The sequence below is a fragment of the Salinibacter sp. genome (genome assembly GCF_042218895.1).
Taxonomy (GTDB): domain Bacteria; phylum Bacteroidota; class Rhodothermia; order Rhodothermales; family Salinibacteraceae; genus Salinibacter.
This window is the reverse complement of the sequence record NZ_JBDGQQ010000058.1, coordinates 1-17,494: the sequence shown is the minus strand read 5'-3', so window position 1 is coordinate 17,494 and position 17,494 is coordinate 1. Positions and strand designations below refer to the sequence as shown.

The 17,494-nt window shown below is 62.8% G+C and carries 14 protein-coding genes and 1 tRNA gene; 7 read left to right on the top strand and 8 right to left on the bottom strand.

The genetic code is table 11. The features are described from left to right. From ABEL04_RS06195 to ABEL04_RS06170, 6 genes are all read right to left on the bottom strand, one after another. A partial coding sequence (locus ABEL04_RS06195; RefSeq protein ID WP_375801517.1) for a tetratricopeptide repeat protein occupies nt 1-745 on the bottom strand: 745 nt, incomplete at its 3' end. 312 nt (nt 746-1,057) lie between these two features. Next, on the bottom strand, nt 1,058-1,477 hold the full coding sequence (locus ABEL04_RS06190; protein WP_375801516.1) for a hypothetical protein: 420 nt from the start codon (nt 1,475-1,477) through the stop codon (nt 1,058-1,060). A 499-nt stretch (nt 1,478-1,976) separates the two neighbouring features. Beyond that, complete coding sequence (locus tag ABEL04_RS06185; protein ID WP_375801515.1) at nt 1,977-2,375, bottom strand: HEPN domain-containing protein; 399 nt, start codon at nt 2,373-2,375, stop codon at nt 1,977-1,979. A gap of 241 nt (nt 2,376-2,616) precedes the next feature. After that, nucleotides 2,617-2,689: transfer RNA gene (locus ABEL04_RS06180), tRNA-Phe, on the bottom strand. Nucleotides 2,690-2,823: 134 nt separating this feature from the next. Then, nucleotides 2,824-3,711: an NAD(+)/NADH kinase gene (locus ABEL04_RS06175; protein WP_375801514.1), complete on the bottom strand. Its 888-nt coding sequence runs from the start codon at nt 3,709-3,711 to the stop codon at nt 2,824-2,826. 209 nt (nt 3,712-3,920) lie between these two features. After that, nucleotides 3,921-4,343, bottom strand: coding sequence for a universal stress protein (locus ABEL04_RS06170; RefSeq protein WP_375801513.1), 423 nt, complete (start codon nt 4,341-4,343; stop codon nt 3,921-3,923). Between the two features lie 625 nt (nt 4,344-4,968). Between ABEL04_RS06170 and ABEL04_RS06165 the strand changes: the two genes are divergently transcribed. Then, nucleotides 4,969-5,808, top strand: coding sequence for a sulfotransferase domain-containing protein (locus ABEL04_RS06165; RefSeq protein ID WP_375801512.1), 840 nt, complete (start codon nt 4,969-4,971; stop codon nt 5,806-5,808). Between the two features lie 92 nt (nt 5,809-5,900). Here ABEL04_RS06165 and ABEL04_RS06160 read toward each other — a convergent pair whose 3' ends face one another. Next, nucleotides 5,901-6,749 carry a sulfotransferase gene (locus tag ABEL04_RS06160; RefSeq protein ID WP_375801511.1) on the bottom strand — a complete coding sequence of 283 codons (849 nt, stop codon included), beginning with the start codon at nt 6,747-6,749 and terminating at the stop codon, nt 5,901-5,903. A 214-nt stretch (nt 6,750-6,963) separates the two neighbouring features. Between ABEL04_RS06160 and ABEL04_RS06155 the strand changes: the two genes are divergently transcribed. Both ABEL04_RS06155 and ABEL04_RS06150 read left to right on the top strand, forming a co-directional pair. Further along, nucleotides 6,964-9,513, top strand: a complete 2,550-nt coding sequence (locus tag ABEL04_RS06155) for a hypothetical protein (protein ID WP_375801510.1) — start codon at nt 6,964-6,966, stop codon at nt 9,511-9,513. 61 nt (nt 9,514-9,574) lie between these two features. After that, nucleotides 9,575-10,537, top strand: a complete 963-nt coding sequence (locus ABEL04_RS06150; RefSeq protein WP_375801509.1) for a hypothetical protein — start codon at nt 9,575-9,577, stop codon at nt 10,535-10,537. A 16-nt stretch (nt 10,538-10,553) separates the two neighbouring features. Here the strand turns inward: ABEL04_RS06150 and ABEL04_RS06145 are convergent, their stop codons facing one another. After that, nucleotides 10,554-12,161 carry a flippase gene (locus tag ABEL04_RS06145; protein WP_375801508.1) on the bottom strand — a complete coding sequence of 536 codons (1,608 nt, stop codon included), beginning with the start codon at nt 12,159-12,161 and terminating at the stop codon, nt 10,554-10,556. Nucleotides 12,162-12,313: 152 nt separating this feature from the next. Between ABEL04_RS06145 and ABEL04_RS06140 the strand changes: the two genes are divergently transcribed. From ABEL04_RS06140 to ABEL04_RS06125, 4 genes are all read left to right on the top strand, one after another. Next, nucleotides 12,314-13,147: a hypothetical protein gene (locus tag ABEL04_RS06140; RefSeq protein ID WP_375801507.1), complete on the top strand. Its 834-nt coding sequence runs from the start codon at nt 12,314-12,316 to the stop codon at nt 13,145-13,147. A gap of 175 nt (nt 13,148-13,322) precedes the next feature. Then, nucleotides 13,323-14,663 carry an arylsulfotransferase family protein gene (locus ABEL04_RS06135; protein WP_375801506.1) on the top strand — a complete coding sequence of 447 codons (1,341 nt, stop codon included), beginning with the start codon at nt 13,323-13,325 and terminating at the stop codon, nt 14,661-14,663. Nucleotides 14,664-14,952: 289 nt separating this feature from the next. Continuing rightward, nucleotides 14,953-16,323 carry an arylsulfotransferase family protein gene (locus tag ABEL04_RS06130; RefSeq protein WP_375801505.1) on the top strand — a complete coding sequence of 457 codons (1,371 nt, stop codon included), beginning with the start codon at nt 14,953-14,955 and terminating at the stop codon, nt 16,321-16,323. Nucleotides 16,324-16,394: 71 nt separating this feature from the next. After that, nucleotides 16,395-17,327 (top strand): sulfotransferase, encoded by a 933-nt coding sequence (locus tag ABEL04_RS06125; protein WP_375801504.1) that lies wholly within the window; start codon nt 16,395-16,397, stop codon nt 17,325-17,327. The last annotated feature ends 167 nt before the right edge of the window (nt 17,328-17,494 follow it).

Here is a 17,494-nt window from a genome sequence, read left to right as displayed (position 1 = left end):
CGGCCTTCATCAGGCGCTCGGCGAGCTTCGAGGCCTTCTGGACGTTTCCCCGCTCAGCATAGGCGTTGAAAAGCTCCGTCAAAAGCCTCGTGCTGTCGGGATGGGCCTTGGCCTGCCGTTCGAGGTAGGCGATCCGGGCCTGCGGGTTTTTGCCAAAAACCTGCTCGCGGACCCGGCTCACGATTTTTGCTACCGCCTTGTCGTACCCGCGCTTCTTTTCGACCGTGCGGGCAAACTTGAGGGCTTTCTGAAGCTTGTTCTCCTCCAGGTAGGCCTGAAGCACGCGCTGGATGTAATACGGATTCACCTTCCTGGGAGAAAGCTCGAAGGCGTTCCGGTAGTGGGCAATGGAGGTTTTGAGGCCCTCCACGTCCGAAAAGGACTGCTGCTGGTGCCGCGCCAGAAACCGGCCCTTGCGAAGCTGCCACGCGTAGGGGGCGTACTCGATGCCCTGCCGGTTCATTTTCTTGGGGGCAGTGGCCAGATAGGTGGCCGCCGTATCCAAGTACGCCTTCCGCTTCTGTTTGCTCGTAGCCCGCTTGGCGAGCCCCTCGTAGAGCTTGACCGCGCGGCGGTAGTTTCGGGCGTCTCCCTCCGGAAGCCCGGGGGCATGCTCCAAAATCCAGAGGAGGTCGCTGCGCGCGCTTTTGTAGTTTTTGTTCTTGAAGTTCTCGTAGTAGAGGCTATAGTGGACCAGCTTCTCCCGGCGGGTCGGCTGGGTGTCTTGCGCCGCGGCTCTGGGCACGAGGCTCCCAGAACACACAAGTCCTCCAAGCAAAAGGAGGCATACGGCTTTGATCCGACTGACAGGGCTCCACCTCCAGCGAGCAACTTCTACGTCCGCAAAACCGATCATCCCTACAGGGCACTCTTGATTTCGCGGGACCTCTTGACTTTGTCTCTTACTCAAACGTAGGGTTCGGGTGCAGGTTCGTCTGCGCGTTCATCCCCACCCGCCCAAAGCGGGCCCCGCAAGCCCCCGTTCGCCCGCAAACCGCCGTTCCCAACAGCACTGGTTCCGCGCCAGCAGGCTCCGGGGGGCCAGGCGACCGTCCGACTACGTCTCCGAATCGAGGACCGTCGGGAGAAGAACAAGCCCAATCAGCAAAATGAGTGGAGAAGCCAGCAGCGAGATGAAAAAGGCAGTCGGGATCGACAGCTGTTTCTCCTCCTGCCCTCGATTCAGAAGGCGAAGAGCCGGGGTCAGAGCTCCTGCGTAGACGATATGTACGGCGAGGTACGCGTAGGAGGTCGACGGTAGTACGGAGACCCCCGCGGTTAGAAGCTCTAACCAGAGCCAGAAAGAGAGGAGGATGATAAACAGGAGGGTTCCCCCGAGGAGGAGGTCTCTCGCCACAAGGACCCCTCTTTCCGTCCAGCTGTGCGACTTGCCCCAGTGTAGACCGATGCTGATTAGCGCGCCGACGGCTGCCCCCACAGCCGCAATCGGTAGAGCGATTTGAAGGACAGAGATCATTGGTATCGTTTTGGGGTGTCTCCGATTTCTGTATCCGGGTGAATGGTGGACGGAGGCTGGAGTGTGAGCGGGATTCTCTACCTGCGTGATTGCAAAAGCCCAGTCCGAGAAAGTGTTGAAGAGCTCGCTGCGTTCGGTTCGGTCAGGCTGCCACTACGGCCTTCGGTTTATCGGATTCAAGAGCCGGTTCTCTTCTCGATTCTGACCGGGACACTTGCCCTTTCCACTGGTCGGACTCGGCCATTTGGCCCAGCGGCAGTGTCAATCACTCACGTCGTCAACACCGGCCAGCCCCGAAAAGAGCCTGCACGGAAAGGTCGCATTCCCAGAAATCTTTCCGCTCTGAGCAGATCTTCTCACAGAGAGGCATTGCGTCTGGTCATCATTAGGGCCGGCGTAGCAGTGGAGCGTAGCTCTGGAAATCCTGAATCATGTGAACCCTGAACTGATCGAGGCCCCGGGCGAAGCGCGTGCCACCCGGCTGGAAAGAATCTGCTCCTCAACAGCTTCCATGAACCGGTGGGCCTTCTCGACAAGCTCGGCGGCCTCCGCTCGACTGAAGTCCGAAACCGCGTCCTAATCGGCGTCGCCGTGCATCGATGCGCGGTGGTGAAGATAGCGCCAACCTCCACGGATCCCTGTTCGGTCCGAACGAAGTGGTAGCCGAAGGGCGAATGACGCCGGAGTGGGTATCGGGACTTTCCCCCTCGGTCAGAAGCGCGGCGCGGGCGGCCTGAAAGACTGTATGGCATCCGCGGTTGATTGTCGCCTCCGGCGACCCGCGCTCCGAGAGCACCTCTGCGTCGGAGAGGGCCGACCAGGCTTTCTCCTGCAGCGCCTGGATTGTATCCTTGGGACCCGGCCTGCCCGACGGATCTGGCGTGTTTTCCGAGCTCATCGGGCCTTCTGGTCTGAGGTGGAGGCTGCCTGAGGGAAACATACCCGAGGGAACTGGCTCGGTCTCCTCCGAGGTAGGCTTCCAGGTCCGATAGACACATCCGACGCGAGCCCCCGATTTTCTGGCTTCCGAGCGTTCCTTTCTCGGCAGAAAGTGGAGCTACACTACATCTGTTTTTACATCCGTGGTAACAAAAAACCCCGCTCAGCGGCGCAAAGCGCCGATTTGAGCGGGGTGAGCGTGGTCAGGGGCGGATTCGAACCGCCGACACACGGCTTTTCAGGCCGTTGCTCTACCACCTGAGCTACCTGACCCCGGTCGTCTGCCGGGTCCCTCCGGCTCGACAGACCGAAATGTACCGGTGCGGACCAAAGCTGTCAACGACTGCCTCAGCCGTTTCATCCCCCCTTCACTGAGTATTCCTTGCCACGGGGGAGGGTCTTCTGGCTTAGCCTCCGTCTGAACGACGCACGCCCCACATCAGTTTCGACCGGAGCGTGTGGAAAAAGTGTTGCCCGGGCAGCTTCACGAGGTTCACAGTGTGCGCGGCGCGCTCGACGGTGAACCGGATCGCGTGCTCCTCAAACATGGTGCTCCGGCCGTCTGCGGCGAACACGTAGGGCTGATCGTTTTCCAACACCCGACAGGTGATCGTGACGTCGGCGGGAAGAACGATGGGGCGAACGGTGAGCGTGTGCGGGGCAATAGGGGTCAGGATGACGGCCTCAACTCCGGGAGCGATGATGGGGCCGCCGGTCGACAGCGAGTACGCGGTAGACCCGGTCGGGGTCGCTATGATTAGCCCATCGGCCCAGTAGGTGTTGAGCGGAGTGCCATTGACGACCACCTCGATCTCGATGAGCCCGGCGGCCCCACTACGGTCCAGCGCGAACTCGTTGACGGCCCACTCGGTGTCGAACGCAGGGGGAGAATCGGACGTTGCCTCAAGCACGAGACGCTCTTCGACGTCGTAGTCCCCGGCTTCGAGGGCATCCAGCGCATCGTGGATGCGGTCAATCTCGATGTCGGCCAGGAAGCCTAAGCGCCCGATGTTGACGCCCAGCAGGGGCGTGTCGTTCGGGCCAGTGAGGTGGGCGGTGCGTAGCAGCGTTCCATCCCCGCCAAACGAGAAAATGAGGTCGCCCGCCTCGGCGATGTCACGAACCGCGTGGTCACGACAAATCGCGTCGTCAACGAGGTCCCGCTCGGCGAGACCGTCGGCAATCGGTTCGTGCAGCACAAAGTCAAGCCCATCGTCGAGAAGTCGGTGCACCAACTCGGACAATGGCGCCCAGAGGTTTGGCTTCGTAGGGTTTCCGGTGATGCTGTAGACCATAAACCGGCGAATGCATTGGTCACGGAGAGCGTTCACTGGTGGGGTTGTGCGCCGCAGCGCCCGCCGATGGGCTTAGGGGGGACAACATTTCCCCAAAGAAGGACCACAGAACAGGTCCTGCGGAGCGAGAGAACAGAGCCGTAGAACTTTGGCAGCGAAGCGGATCCACGCTACGCCAACTCGGTTTCGCGAGCCGAACACGAGGGAGGCTACACCCGAACGAGGTGGACGGAGCAGGGGGCGAAGACGGCTACCTGGTGGCTGACCGTTCCAACATCGGCGTCGGAGTCGTCACGACTGACCTGATGGGACCGCATCACGAGAAGATCTACTTCTTTCTCGCCGGCTACCTGCGTGATTTTGGGGCCCCGCTGTCCATACGTGATCGTAGACCGGACCTCGAACCCCTCTTCGGCGACCGCTGTAGCCCAGGTCTCCATCTTCTCCTCGGCGTCCTGGCGAAGTTCGTCGTAGAAATCCTCCATCTCGTCGGGATCCTCGTCCTGGAGGGTCTCGATTACGTGAAGCAGCAGGAGGCGGGTGCGACTCGGATCCCCCAGCTGCTGAGCCCGCTGGAGGACATGCTCGTTGGTGCTGGACAAGTCCACGGGAATCAGGATGGACGCAAACATATCGGGGGACGGTCAAAAATTGAGCTGGCGGGCAGTGCGAAACACCAGGAAAGATAGGAACCAGCAGGCAGGATCTCACAGGTGGAGACGTGCATTTAGACGACTCCGAACAAGACGGTGAATCGGAAAAGGAGGGACGCAGATTTATATAACCCACGCCGACAGGACGGCGTGGATTGTCCTACGGCACGATGCATCGCAGGTATGGGCCTGTGATGTAAGAAATCCGTGTCCGGTCAGGGGAGATGGATCCAGTACCAGGCTCTGAGGACTCCTCTGGGCAATGCCTCAACAAGGTGAGTGCAAGTGAACCGATTTATCTCCCATCGACAAACAGGATCCTCGCCCAAGCCCTTACGAGAAGGTACGAAGAAGCGTTTTGGGAGAGTTTCCCGTCGCCAAGTCAAGGCTCACCAGACAGAGATGACGGAACGCCCTGAACCAGGAGCCACAACGAGGGCGAGGTGGGGGCGTCCCTCACGCATCAGCGGTGCAGGGGCGAGTTGACACTGCAGGCGTCCGGAGAAACTCGGCTGGCTCCAAGTGCCCCTTTTCGCCCGTCTCGTGGAAAATATTACTTAGCTAATTACGTAAAATTGTCCTCCCAATATTAGAGTCAGATTGAATGTACGATACCCTACGAAATATAGCAAAAAGCTCAGTTCCCGGTGGCGCTCTCACCCTGTTGAACAAGGGGGCCACCCATCTGAACCGACTGGTCACGGAGGATCCTTTCGTGGATGATGGACCGGAACTCATCGTGCACTGCTGTCACCACCGGAGCGGCACGGTATGGTTTACCCGGGTACTGTCAACGGTGGCGAGGCAGTATGGCCTGCACTTCCAGTTGGGCGAGCAGGAAGCCCTAGAGTCCTCCACGGAGGTCTTCTTGCAGGATCATAGCCGGATCGACCGGTCTGCACTTCCGCCATATCGCGGGTCCCATATGATCCGAGATCCTCGAGACATGGTTGTGTCTGGGTACCACTACCATCTCTGGACGGAAGAGGAGTGGGCCCGTGTCCCCCAAGACGAGTATGACGGTAAGAGCTTCCAGGAGGCCCTGAACGAGGTCGGAAAAAAGCAGGGGATGATTCTCGAAATGGAGCGCTTCTGTCGGGAGGACCTTCAGGACATGCTCCGGTGGAACTACGACGACCCAGCGTTCCTGGAGTTGAAGTACGAAGACGTGATCGCTGATGAGGCCTCTTACTTCGACGCTCTTTTTCGGCACTACGGCTTCCACGAAGAAGCCGTGGAAGCCGGCTTAGAGATCGCCGAGTACTACAGCTTCCAGAACGTCTCGGGTCGTAGTTTTGGGGACGTTGAGGAACAGTCCCATCTTCGTTCGGGGCGGACCAGCCAGTGGGAGGATCACTTCGACGAAGAACTGAAGGCTCGTTTTAAGGAGCTTGCGGGTGATGCCGCCGTTCGGCTTGGCTACGAAGAAGACAATAACTGGTAGGTGCTGGAAGGAGAGGGGGAGCGTACCCTGACCCGCACCGGCCGCCGTGCCGCGCCGGGCGACGCCTGTCCTAAATTGTGGGGCCTTCGATCCTACGAGTTGTCGTACACCTTGAAGCCGAGGTCCCGCAGGTAGGCGTAGGTTGGGGCAAACTCCTCCTGCAGCCGGGCTTCCATCTCGGGGGACAGGGCTTCCGTCTTGGCCCTCGCCGTGCCCAGCAGGCGGAGCAGTGCCAGTTTGGCCTGTCGTGCGACCGTGCTCCCAAGGAGCCACCGGTAAACCTGGGGAAAGTGTCGGCGTAGGGGGCGAACGGTTGCGCGGTAGACCGCACGAAAGGGCGCACTCCCCGTCGGGTTTTCGGGCTGATCCTCGGTTTTCGGACGGGGAGCCTTCGGCAGGTCGAGGAAGTCTAGGAGGTCTGTCCAGAACGCCTCCGGATCTGCCTGCCCCGCCTCGAGGCTCACGACCTTGAACTGGTCGGGCCCGAACCGCTCGGCGTACGCGGGCAGGGTCTCCTCGTAGTGACTGGTGCGGAGAAGGTACTCGCGGTCGGGAAGCGCCTCCGCCACCGAAGTTGCCTCGTCGATGAGGCCGAGTTGCTTGTTGTATTGAAACTGGGAAAGCAGGCGCTGAATCGGATCGCGGACGATGGCGAACAGCTTTGCGTCCGGGTTGTAGGCCTGAATCTCGTCGGCGGTCGCCGGGCTCTTGTAGTACATCACCGTTGCGTCGCCGAAATAGCGGTACTCTTCGTTGAACGGAAAGTGACGGTGGTAGCTCGCGAGGGTCTCGGGACGCTCCTCCTCCGGCCCTTCGTCGCCAAAGTAGTAGAGCTCTTTCGCGTCCGCCATGAACACGTCTGGGTGATGGTCGAGCAGGTAGTACAGCCAGCTCGTACCGGCCTTGTTCACGCCGATGAGGAAAAGATTCACCCGATTCATGACAGGGGCGGGGCGAGGGCGTTGAGGAGGAGCGAAGAAAACGGGCGACCTCTGAACACGCGTCCAAACCGGACCAGGGGGCACCCAAGAGTATCTGAGACCTCCGATTGGTCTATGGCCCGCCTGACCTTGACAAGCCCCACTGGAACAGCAAAAATGACCGACCGTTTCGGGCTTCTTGACCTGTCGTCCTCGCTACGACAAATCCTCCTACATGCCCTCTTCCACCCAGTCTCCGCCTCCGCGCACCGCCCACACCGACACCTTTTGGGCGCAGCTCTCCCCCACGACCCGGCATACAGCCTGCCTTGGGATTTTACTCGTGGTGGCCCTGGCCTTCTACGCCCCTGCCATCTTTGAAGGCAAGAACATTCAGGGCACCGACACCATCACCTTTCGGGCCAACGCGCAGGTGACGGTGGAGCACCACCGGAAGACTGGGGAATGGGCCCGCTGGGCGCCGAACGTGTTCAGCGGGATGCCCTACATCAACGAGCACATTTCTGTCCTGCAGCTCGACGATCTGGTGAACCTCATTCGCGGGCCCCTGTGGCCCGTGTCCATACTGTTCGTGCTCATGGCGGGCGTGTACCTGCTCGTCTTTTATTTGACGCGAAACCACCTCTCAGGGCTCCTATCGGGGCTTGTCTTCGGGTTTACGACGTACATCCCCATCATCATCGGGGTGGGGCACGGCACCAAGTTCGTCGCTTTGGCTTACGCGCCGTACGTCCTACTCGCATTCGCATACACTCTGCGCAATCCCTCCCTGCTCGGGGGGCTTCTGTTTGCGGGCGCGCTGGCGCTCCAGTTGCGCGCCAATCATCCGCAGATCGTGTTCTATACAGGGATGTTTCTTCTGCTGTGGTGGACTGTGGAGGTCATCGGGGCCGTGCGAGACGGTCGGGTGCCGGAGCTGGCCACCTCGACGGGCTGGCTTGCGCTGGGCACGGTGTTGAGCCTCGCCATGGCCGCGGAGCCGTACCTGGCCCGGTACCAGTACAAGCAATACTCGGTGCGCGGCGCCGCGGCGGCCGTCAACGGCAGCGGCAACGGGGGCGGTATGGGCTGGACGTCGGCCATGCGGTGGAGTCAGGGCCCCGGTGAGCTCTTCACGCTCATTGTGGCTGATGCCTTCGGAGGGGGCGGACAGACCTACTGGGGCCCCAAAACCTTCACCGAGGGACCCCACTATGTGACCGGGGTTGTGGGGGCCCTGGCGGGGCTGGCTGTCTGGCGAGTTCGTTCGTGGCTAGTGTGGGGCCTGGGGCTGGGCACGCTCGGTACCATCCTCTTCTCCCTGGGCAAGCACGCCGCATGGATAAACTGGCCCCTGTTTCAGTACTTCCCGTTCTTTGATGCCTTCCGCGCCCCGGAGACCTGGCTTTCTGCGAGTGCCTTGGGACTGGCGGTCCTTGCGGGCATTGGGCTCGATTATGCCTTGCGCCGGCCGGACGACCCGGACCGACGGCGCGGACAGACGGCCGATCCCCGACTCCGCCCCATCCTGATCTCGTTCGGGGTGGTGTTCGGGGTCGTGGCGCTGGTGTGGCTCACCCCGAATACGTTCCTCGACTTTGAGAAGCCCAACGAGCGGCAGCGCATCCGGCAGGCCCTGCTCCGCCAAAATCCGAACGTTTCCCCTCGGAATCCTCGGGTGCAGAAGGCGGTGGACCGCCAGATGCAAAAGTTGAAGGAGCAGCGCCGCGGCGCCTTCGCGACCGATGCGCAGCGCACGATGCTTTTCCTCCTCCTGGCGGCTGGGGCCCTCGTGCTGTACCGGCGCGAGACCATCCAGCCGTGGGTGGCCGGTCTTGCGGTGGTTGCGGTCGTCGGAGTAGATCTCTGGGGCGTCGATTCGCGCTATATGGGCGAGGAGCGCTACTCGTCGCAGGAGGCGGAGCAGTCCATTCCCACCTATCGGTTTGACCAATACATTAAGAAGAAGCAGAAGCAGGCGGGCGGGCTGGGCCACTTCCGCGTCCTCTCGCTGGTGGAGGGGAATCCGACCAGCACCGCCCGCCCCTCGTACCACTACGAGAACGTGGGCGGGTACCACGGGGCCAAGCTCCAGCGCTACCAGCACTACCTTGACCACATCCTTCGGGTCAACGCAAAAGGCCCGCCGAACGAGAACGCCCTTGACCTCATGAACACCCGCTATATTGCGGCCCGCCAGCAGCTTCCGGGAACCGAAGTTGTTTATCGCAGCCAGAAGTCGGGGGTGCTGGTCCTTCGGAACAAGGACGCGGTCCCCCGCGGCTTCCTCGTAGGACAGACGGACGTCGTCGAGAGTCCGAAGAAAATGTGGGCGCGGCTCCGGTCCTCGTCGTTCGAGCCGCGGCAAACGGCGCTCCTCCCCGAGCCCCTCGACAAGCCGGTCACGCCGATCGACAGCAACAGTACGGCCGACGTGACCCTGGAGCACTACGAGCCGGAGGAGATTCGGTGGACGGTTCGCACGGACGCCCCGCGGTTCTTCGTGGCGAGCGAGGTGTACTACCCGGCCGGCTGGAACGCGTACCTGAACGGAAAGAAGGTCCCGATTCACCGCACGGATTACCTGCTCCGGGGCGTGCACGTGCCGGAGGGGGAGCACACGCTCGTCATGCGGTTCGAGCCGAAGGCCGATCGCTACGGCCGGTGGATCGCGTGGGCAAGCACGATCCTGGTCTACGGCGGGGTCTTTGTGCTGGTTGGCATGCGGGTGCGGCGGCGGAGAGACGAGAACGCGGACGACGAGGCCGAGGGGAACGCCTCCTGATTCCCTCGTGGTGCCGGGGTGTGTCGAGCAAGCTCTTCTGGGGACTTGACGCAGGCGAAAGATGGACGTTCACATCTCGATTGTCGGGGAGTCCGACCGGGCGTTTGCCGGCATGATGAAGCTGCTTCTGTACAGCCTCCGCGCAAACGGCGGGGCGCTCAGCGACACCTCCGTCACCGTGGCGACCAACGCTGAGGCACTGCCCGCCGACGATCGGGAAGAGATCGCCCAGTTTGGACCGGTGACGTTCCGGGTCATGCCGCGGCAGCACGGCGGCGCCTTCACCAACAAGTTCAACGCCCTGTACGCCCCGCAGGAGAGCTACGAGGTTCTCGTGTACCTCGACTGCGACACGGTCGTCTTTGACGCCCTCGACGAGATGGTGGCAGGGATGGACCCCGACGAGGCGCAGTTCCGGGGGCGCAAGATCGGATATCCCGGAGCTCAGAGCGCCGGCACCGTCGAGCCGCTGATCCGAGAGTTCGCGCTTCCGGACGGGCAGACCCTCGACGACGTGGCCGACGAGCGATTTCCGCTCGGCTACCCCCTCTTCAACGGCGGGGTCATGGTCATGACGCGCCCTGCGGTCCTCCAGGTCCGCCGGGATGCTTCACGGATCGCCCACGAGCTCTTCGCGCGACGGGCGGCCACGGCCAAGTCGACCCTCGTCGAGATGCTGAAAGAAGCGGCCCGGCGCGTCCGGAACCGGTATTTCTCGGACGCCTCGCAGTCTACCTACGACTACTGGGTGACCGAGCAGCTGGGGGTCGCGTTCAGCATCCTCAAGAATCAAATCGAGTACGGCCTGCTCGACTCCCGTTTTAACTGGGTAAAGCCCCAAACTCCCGACGACGGCGACCTGCCGGCGCTCTTCCACTACATGAGCGGCCGCCACGAGGCCGTGGATCGCGAGCACCTCTTCACGGGCGACTGGATCGAGCAGTATCTCTCGGGCGCGTCGCCCACCCGCCACGCCCTCGCGTCCCTAGCACGGGAGTACGCGTCCGCCGGCAATTCCTCCTGAGCGGACCGACCGGTTCCTACTCGTCTCCCGAGGATACGAGCCGCTGCCACAGGCCGGTCAGGATTGACGCGTCCTTGGGGTGAGGGCCGAGGCCGTAGAGGGCGCCCCCGTAGGCCAGCAGGAGGACGGGAATGCCGAGGGCCCACCGCGCCGGGCCGGAGGTCGCGGTGTAGAGGGGCACAGTCAGCAGGGTCGCCAGTCCGGCGGCGGCGAACGGTTTCCAGAGGGGCCACCGGAACGGGTGAATCGAGAGAAAGGCGTAGAGGCCTACGACCTCGGCCGTGTCGCCGAGCGCAGTGGTGATCCCCGTGGCCAGTGCGGCCCCGTTCACGCCGTACCACTGGATCAGGATCCAGTTGAGGATCACGTTGAGCACGGCCATCGACGCGTTGACGCCGAAGACGTAGTCCTGATGGTCCGACATCTGAAGCATCTGCCCGACCGAGCCGACGCCCGCCACCACAAACTGTGCGGCCGCGAGGATGCGGAGGGCCGAGGCCCCGTTCCGGTACTCCGCGCCCCAGATCGAGATGATCTGGGGGGCAAACACGATGAGCACAATGGCTGCCGGCAGGGTCAGCAGGATGATCCAGCGGACCGTGTCGGCGTAGAGGCTCGACAGGTCTTCGAATTGGCCGCTCTCGTACAGGTCGGAGATGATGGGCGAGAAGGCCGCGGTCATCGCAAACAGGATGAAATTCAACTGGATTGCCAGGATCGCTGCGGGCTGATACGTCCCCACCGCCTCCGGCGTCTTGAGGATGGCCAGCATGAGCCGGTCGGTGTACGTGACGCCCATGGTGGCCAGGGTCACGCCCACGATGGGGATCGAAAAGCGGAGCAAGGCTCGGACGTCGACCGCCGGGGCCAGACGCGAGAAGAGCGGGGGGAAAAGCCGGTAGATGGCGTAGATGCTCGTCCCCGCCGCGAGAACCGTCGAGGTCAAAAAGGCGTAGAGGGCCCACGTAAAGTTCTGCCCAACCAGCAGCACACCGCCGATCATCACCAGAAACAGGGTCGGCTGGAGGATCGAGTCGAGCAGCGTGTCGACCTGCATCGTGCCGACGGCACGGGCCATGCGGGAGGCAAGATACGTCAGCACGTAGAAGGGAAGGCCCAGCCCGAACACCGAAATGGTCCGCTCCATCAGCGCCGGATCCATTCCCTCCGGAACCGTAAACACGCCTCCGGCCAGCCAGGGCGAGGCCACGAAGATTCCGACCCCGAGCACGGTCCCGGCCACGAGACCGAGTCCCGCCACTGCCAGAAACGTGCCCTTGACCTCTTCAGGGTGGTCCCGCTCGTACGCAGGTGCGCCGAAGCGGATGACGCCGTTCTGGAGTCCGAGGGTGGCCACCGACTGTCCGAGTCGAAGGACCGTCATCCCCGTCGTGTAGAGCCCGTAGAGGGCCTTGCCGAACCCGCGGCCCAGCGCCAACTGGATGGCGAGGCCCACCACCTTCCCCACCATCGATCCGGAAAAAATGAAGGTCGCCCCCTCCAGAATCCGGTCCGTGTACTCGCGGGCCTCCGTCTCGTGCTCGTTGGACGCCGGAGCGTCCTCCGGGGACGTCCCATCGCCGGGGGCGTTCTCTCCGGAGGCAGGAGGGGGCTGGGGGCTCATCGCGGGGGGCGGGATCTGAGCAGTTAGGAAAAAGAATCTGCACTGTGGTATCGGCGCGAGGGGGCGGTGTTGGCGGATTCTTGGTGATCTTCTTTATTTCGGGAATGGGAGGCCGCAGCCCCTTCGACGCCTCCCCCCGTTCCGAGTCCTGTGTGATCCAGAAAGCCGCCATTGCCCCGATGTTCGATGCCCTCGTGTCGACCCTCACGCAGCAATACCTGAAGGTGCGCCAGCAGTATCGGCACGCACAGGCGCTGTGGGCGTACCGGTGGACTGATTCCAATGCCCTCCCCGCTCCCCGATTCATCTTGTTCGGGCGGGGCCGATCCGGCACCACCGCGCTCCTCAGCATGCTCGACGACGTTCCGGCGCTTCACTGCGAGGGAGAAGTGCTACACAACTACGTTCCGTATCCCTACCGGCACGTGCTCGGCCGCAGTGCGCGAGCCGCGGCGCCGGGGTACGGGTGCAAGATTCTGAGCTACCAGGTACAGGACGTGCAGAACGCGCTGGAGCACCCCGCGTCTTTTATTGACCGACTCTGGAACGAGGGCGGTTTCCAAATTCTCTACCTCCGGCGGGCGAATCTGCTCCGCCACGCCCTCTCCAACATTCGGGCCCGTCGGGAGCAGTTTCACAAGAAAAAGGACGACACCCCAGACGAGGCCCGGGCACTCCGCGTCGACCCCGACCACGTGATGGAGTGGATCCGCAGCAGCGAGGCCCTCGGTGCGTACGAAGAGCGGCTCCTGGAAGGGGTGCCCCACCTGTCGTTGACCTACGAGGAGCACATCCGCGATCCCGATGTCCATCAAGCAACTGTGGACGAGATTTGTGCGTCCTTGGGCGTTGAGTCTGCCCCCATCGAGAGCAGCTATCGCAAGATCGCCCCGCCGTCGGTCCGGGAGGGCGTCGCCAACTACGACGAGCTGGTGCGGCGGCTCCGGGGGACTCCGTACGAGAAGTATCTGGAGGAGCAGGACTGAGAAGCAGCACACGCCGCTCCGGAGTGGACTCTTCGGTGTGTCGCCGGAACAGAAAAGAACGAGGGCTCGTTGCGGCTGCCGATTGTGACGCTGAGGCCGAGGGCGTTCACGTCTTGAAGCGCGCCGGGGTCCAGCTTTCGTCTCTTTGGGTTGTTGCACCGATCACTGTACGAAGATGCGCTCGTCCGCCGCGAAGGTTGCGTTCGTCGGGGCCCTGATGGTGTTTTCCTTCCTCTACGGCTTCGGGGCGCGGGCGTGGGGCTGGTTTCCCAACTCGGTCATCGAGCAGGCGTGGCGACAGGCGAAAGTGGTGTCCCCGCTGCATCCCCCCAACTTCGTAAAGCCGCGAGTCTACGAGCGTCAGGGGGCCCGCCAGATCGCGCCGGCGAAAATGCAGCCCGGTCTCACCCTCGTCACCTCCATGTGGAAGGGCCCCGAGGGGTGGAAGCCGGAGGTGCGGTTGATGGACCGGTCCGGGCAAACCGTTCACAAGTGGCGGCTCGATCCTCGACGGCTGTTTCCCGATTCCCTCGACCAGCGCCGCATCGGTCGTCGGTACATCCATGGCTCGCATCTGGAGCCGGACGGCACCCTGCTCGTCAATTTTGGGCAGGTGGGGACCGTGCAGGTGGATGCCTGCGGTCGTCCGCAGTGGCGGCTGGCGATGCGGAGTCACCACTCCATCGAGCGGGCCGAGGACGGCACGTACTGGATTCCGGGCTCCAGCAAAACGCCCCGCCGGACCCTCCCCACGCACCCGGACGGCGTTCCGGGGCTCGACAAGCCCGTGTACCACGAGCCGATCGTGCACGTTAGCGCGGATGGCACCGTGCTCGACCGCCTCAACGTGCTCGACCTGCTGTACGCGAACGATCTGGAGCGCTACATTGCCGAGGCGTTCCAGCCCCAGGCGAAGGACAAAGGGCCCCAGACGAAAGACATCACGCACATGAACGACGTGGAGCCGCTGAGCTCCTCCCTCGCCGATGAGTACCCCCTGTTTAATACTGGCGACCTGCTGGTGTCCCTTCGCAACCTCGACTTGGTGCTCGTCGTCGATCCCGACACCCGACGGGTGAAGTGGCACGCCGACGATCCGTTTCTGATGCAGCACGACCCGGACTTTCTCGGAAACGGATGGGTTGGGATTTTCGACAATGCCAGCGACTTCACCTTCCGCGGCACCATGCTGGGCGGGAGCCGCATCGTTGCGCTCCAGCCGCACACCGATTCGGTCGAGGTCCGCTTCCCCACGGCCCAGTCCGATTCCTTCTACACGGCCGCACAGGGCAAGTGGCAGCAGCTAAGCAACGGCAACATGCTCCTGACGGAGAGCCGGACTGGGCGCGTGATAGAGGTGACCCCTGAGGGGCGGACGGTGTGGGAGTGGATCATTGCGCCGTACAGCGACCAGTACGTTCCCGCTGTCACGCAGGCAACGCGCTATGCGCTGACCCGGACAGACATTGCGGACTGGCCCTGCTCGTCGGTGGACTCGACCGCCGCCGCCCAGTAGTCGATCCGGCCGATAGGTTCGTCGAACACCATCGTGCAGGAGATCAGAGCTCCAGGGTGCCCGATCTGGGACGTTGAATGCAGAGATCGATCGGTGTGGCAAATCTGGAACAGGGGGGAACGAGGGGCCGTTGCTGGGAAGGACTGCGATTTTAAGAGGCCGTCGCGTGTCCCTCCCGTCCCCATGACGAACACGGCGTTGCCGAGAGACTGCCTCGGGAACGACTGTGGGCACGAGAACGCCCGTCCGACATGGCCTCGGCCCCTGGTTGTTGTAACTGTTGACGATTATGATCGCCCGATCATTCGAGAAGGTCGCCTTCGTCCTGTCGGTCGCCATCCTGACGTTCGTCTACGGCGTGGCGGTGGGAAAATGGGGGTGGTTCCCCCATGACTTTTTGCAGCAATCCCTGAAGGAGGCGCAGACGGTGGCGGCGGCGGTGGGATGGAGCGATCCAGGGTTCTTACACCCTCAGCGGTACGACCGGGCCGGCACGCGCCGCCCGCAGCCGGAGCGGATGCAGCCGGGCCTCACGCTCATCACCTCGAAGTGGAAGACCGGCGACGGCTGGATGCCGATGCTCAAGCTGGTCGACCGGGGCGGAGAGGTCGTTCACCAGTGGCGCATCGATCCGGAGGGCATTTTTAGCAGTCAAGTCCTGGATCGCCAGGCACCGACTGCGATGTGGCCCAACGTGCACGGGTCGTATCTCTTTGCCGACGGCGACCTTCTGGTGAACCTGGAGTACATCGGCATGGCCCGCCTCGGGGCCTGCGGCGACGTGCGCTGGACCATGGCGGAAGGGAACCATCACTCCATCGCCCGGGCCGACGACGGCACGTTCTGGGTGTCGGGCGTCAGCCGCACCCCGCAGGCCGGCAGTGAGATGTACCCGGACGGCTATCCCGGCCTCGGAGGAAAGAAGTTCTGGCTGGACCGCGTCCTCCAGGTGTCGGCGGACGGGACCCTGCTGGCGGACATTAATGTCCTCGATGTCCTCTACGAGAATGACTTGGAGCATTACATCTCGAGATATCTGGAGGAGGAACCCTATCCAACCAATGCCAAGGGGGTGCCCACTGACGTCACCCACATCAACGACGTGGAGCCCCTGAGTGCCTCCATGGCCGATGAGTACCCCCTCTTCGAGGCCGGGGATCTGGCCGTGTCCGTGCGGCACCTCAATCTCGTGTTCGTGTTCGATCCGGAGACCCTGGAGGTCAAGTGGCACGCCTCCGATCCCTTCCTGCACCAGCACGACCCCGACTTTGTGGGGAACGGCTGGATCGGCGTGTTTAGCAACAACAACGATCTCACCAGCGACGGGAGCATGCTGGGAGGTAGTACCATCAAATTCGTCCGCCCCCACACGAGTGCCACCGAGATACGCTACCCAACTGCTCCTAGGCAGCCGTTTTATACGCCCAATGGGGGAAAGTGGCAGCAGTTGGACAACGGCAACATGCTCCTGACCGAATCAGCGGCGGGTCGAGTGTTGGAAGTCGATTCGACCGGACAAACGGTCTGGGAGTGGGTGCATTCGCCCTACCAGGGAAAGGTGCCCTCCGTGCAAAAGGCGACCCGCTACGATCTGACGCGAGAAGATGTGGCCGCGTGGGGATGCGCGTCGGCGGACACGCTTAGCACCTCTGCGCAGTGATAGGTGTCCCTTCCGAACGAACCGGGCGACCTTCTCGACTTTCGCGAAGATCTGTTGGACCGATGGCGAGGATGCCGAATACATTCGTTATTGGAGCGGCCAAGTCCGGCACGACCTCGCTGTACGACTACTTGCGCCAGCACCCGGACGTCTTCATGAGTCCGGTGAAGGAGCCCTGTTATTTTGCCTACGCCGAGAATCCGCCCGAGATGGCCGGGCCGGGGGATGAAGCGTCCAATCACGAATCGGGAGTTGTCTACACGCTGGAAGACTATCGGGCGCTGTTCTCGGGGGCGACGACCGAGTCGGTCATCGGCGAAGCCTCGCCCGTCTACCTCTACGATGAAGACGCGCCGCGCCTTCTCCACGAGCAGTGTCCCGACGCTTCACTCATCGTAGTCCTCCGCAACCCCATCGTACGAGCACACTCGCACTACCTGCAGTTGGTCCAGAGCGGCCGCGAGCCGCTGAACGACTTCGAGGCGGCCCTCGACGCGGAGGACGAGCGGGTGGCGGCGGGCTGGGAGTGGTCGTGGCACTACCGTCGCATGGGCTTCTACGGCAAACAGCTGGCCCGATACCTGGAATACTTCGACCGCGAGCAGCTGCACGTCTATCGCTTTGAGGAGCTGACAGAGGATTCCGTGGCCTTTGCCCAGACAGCGTACCGGGCACTCGGTGTGGACCCGTCTTTTGAGCCGGACACCGGCATTCGCCGACGCGCCACGGGGGTCCCCAAGCTCGACTGGCTCCACCAGTTCATCGGCTCCCCGGACCATGTCCTGCGGCGGTGGTCGCGCCTCGTGCTCCCGGAGACCGTCCGCGATCGGATCCTCATGGCGGTGCGGAATGCGAACCTGCAAAAGCCGCCCCTGCCGGACGCCGCCCGGGCCCGCCTGGCGGAGGTGTACCGCGACGATGTGCACCGGCTGGAAACCCTGTTCGATCGTTCCTTTTCCGACTGGCTGACGACAGACGAGCACCGAATCGCCGATGACGGATGATCGACCGGAAGGGCATGCTGACGCTGATCCCGAACGGCCGCTGAAGGTGCTCGGGTGGCCCGGGTTTACAAGCGAGAACGGCAACCCCTACACTCGCCTGCTGTACGAGGCCATGGAGGCGGAGGCGAACGTGGAGGTGGACGGGTTCACGATGTTCGAACCCCTCC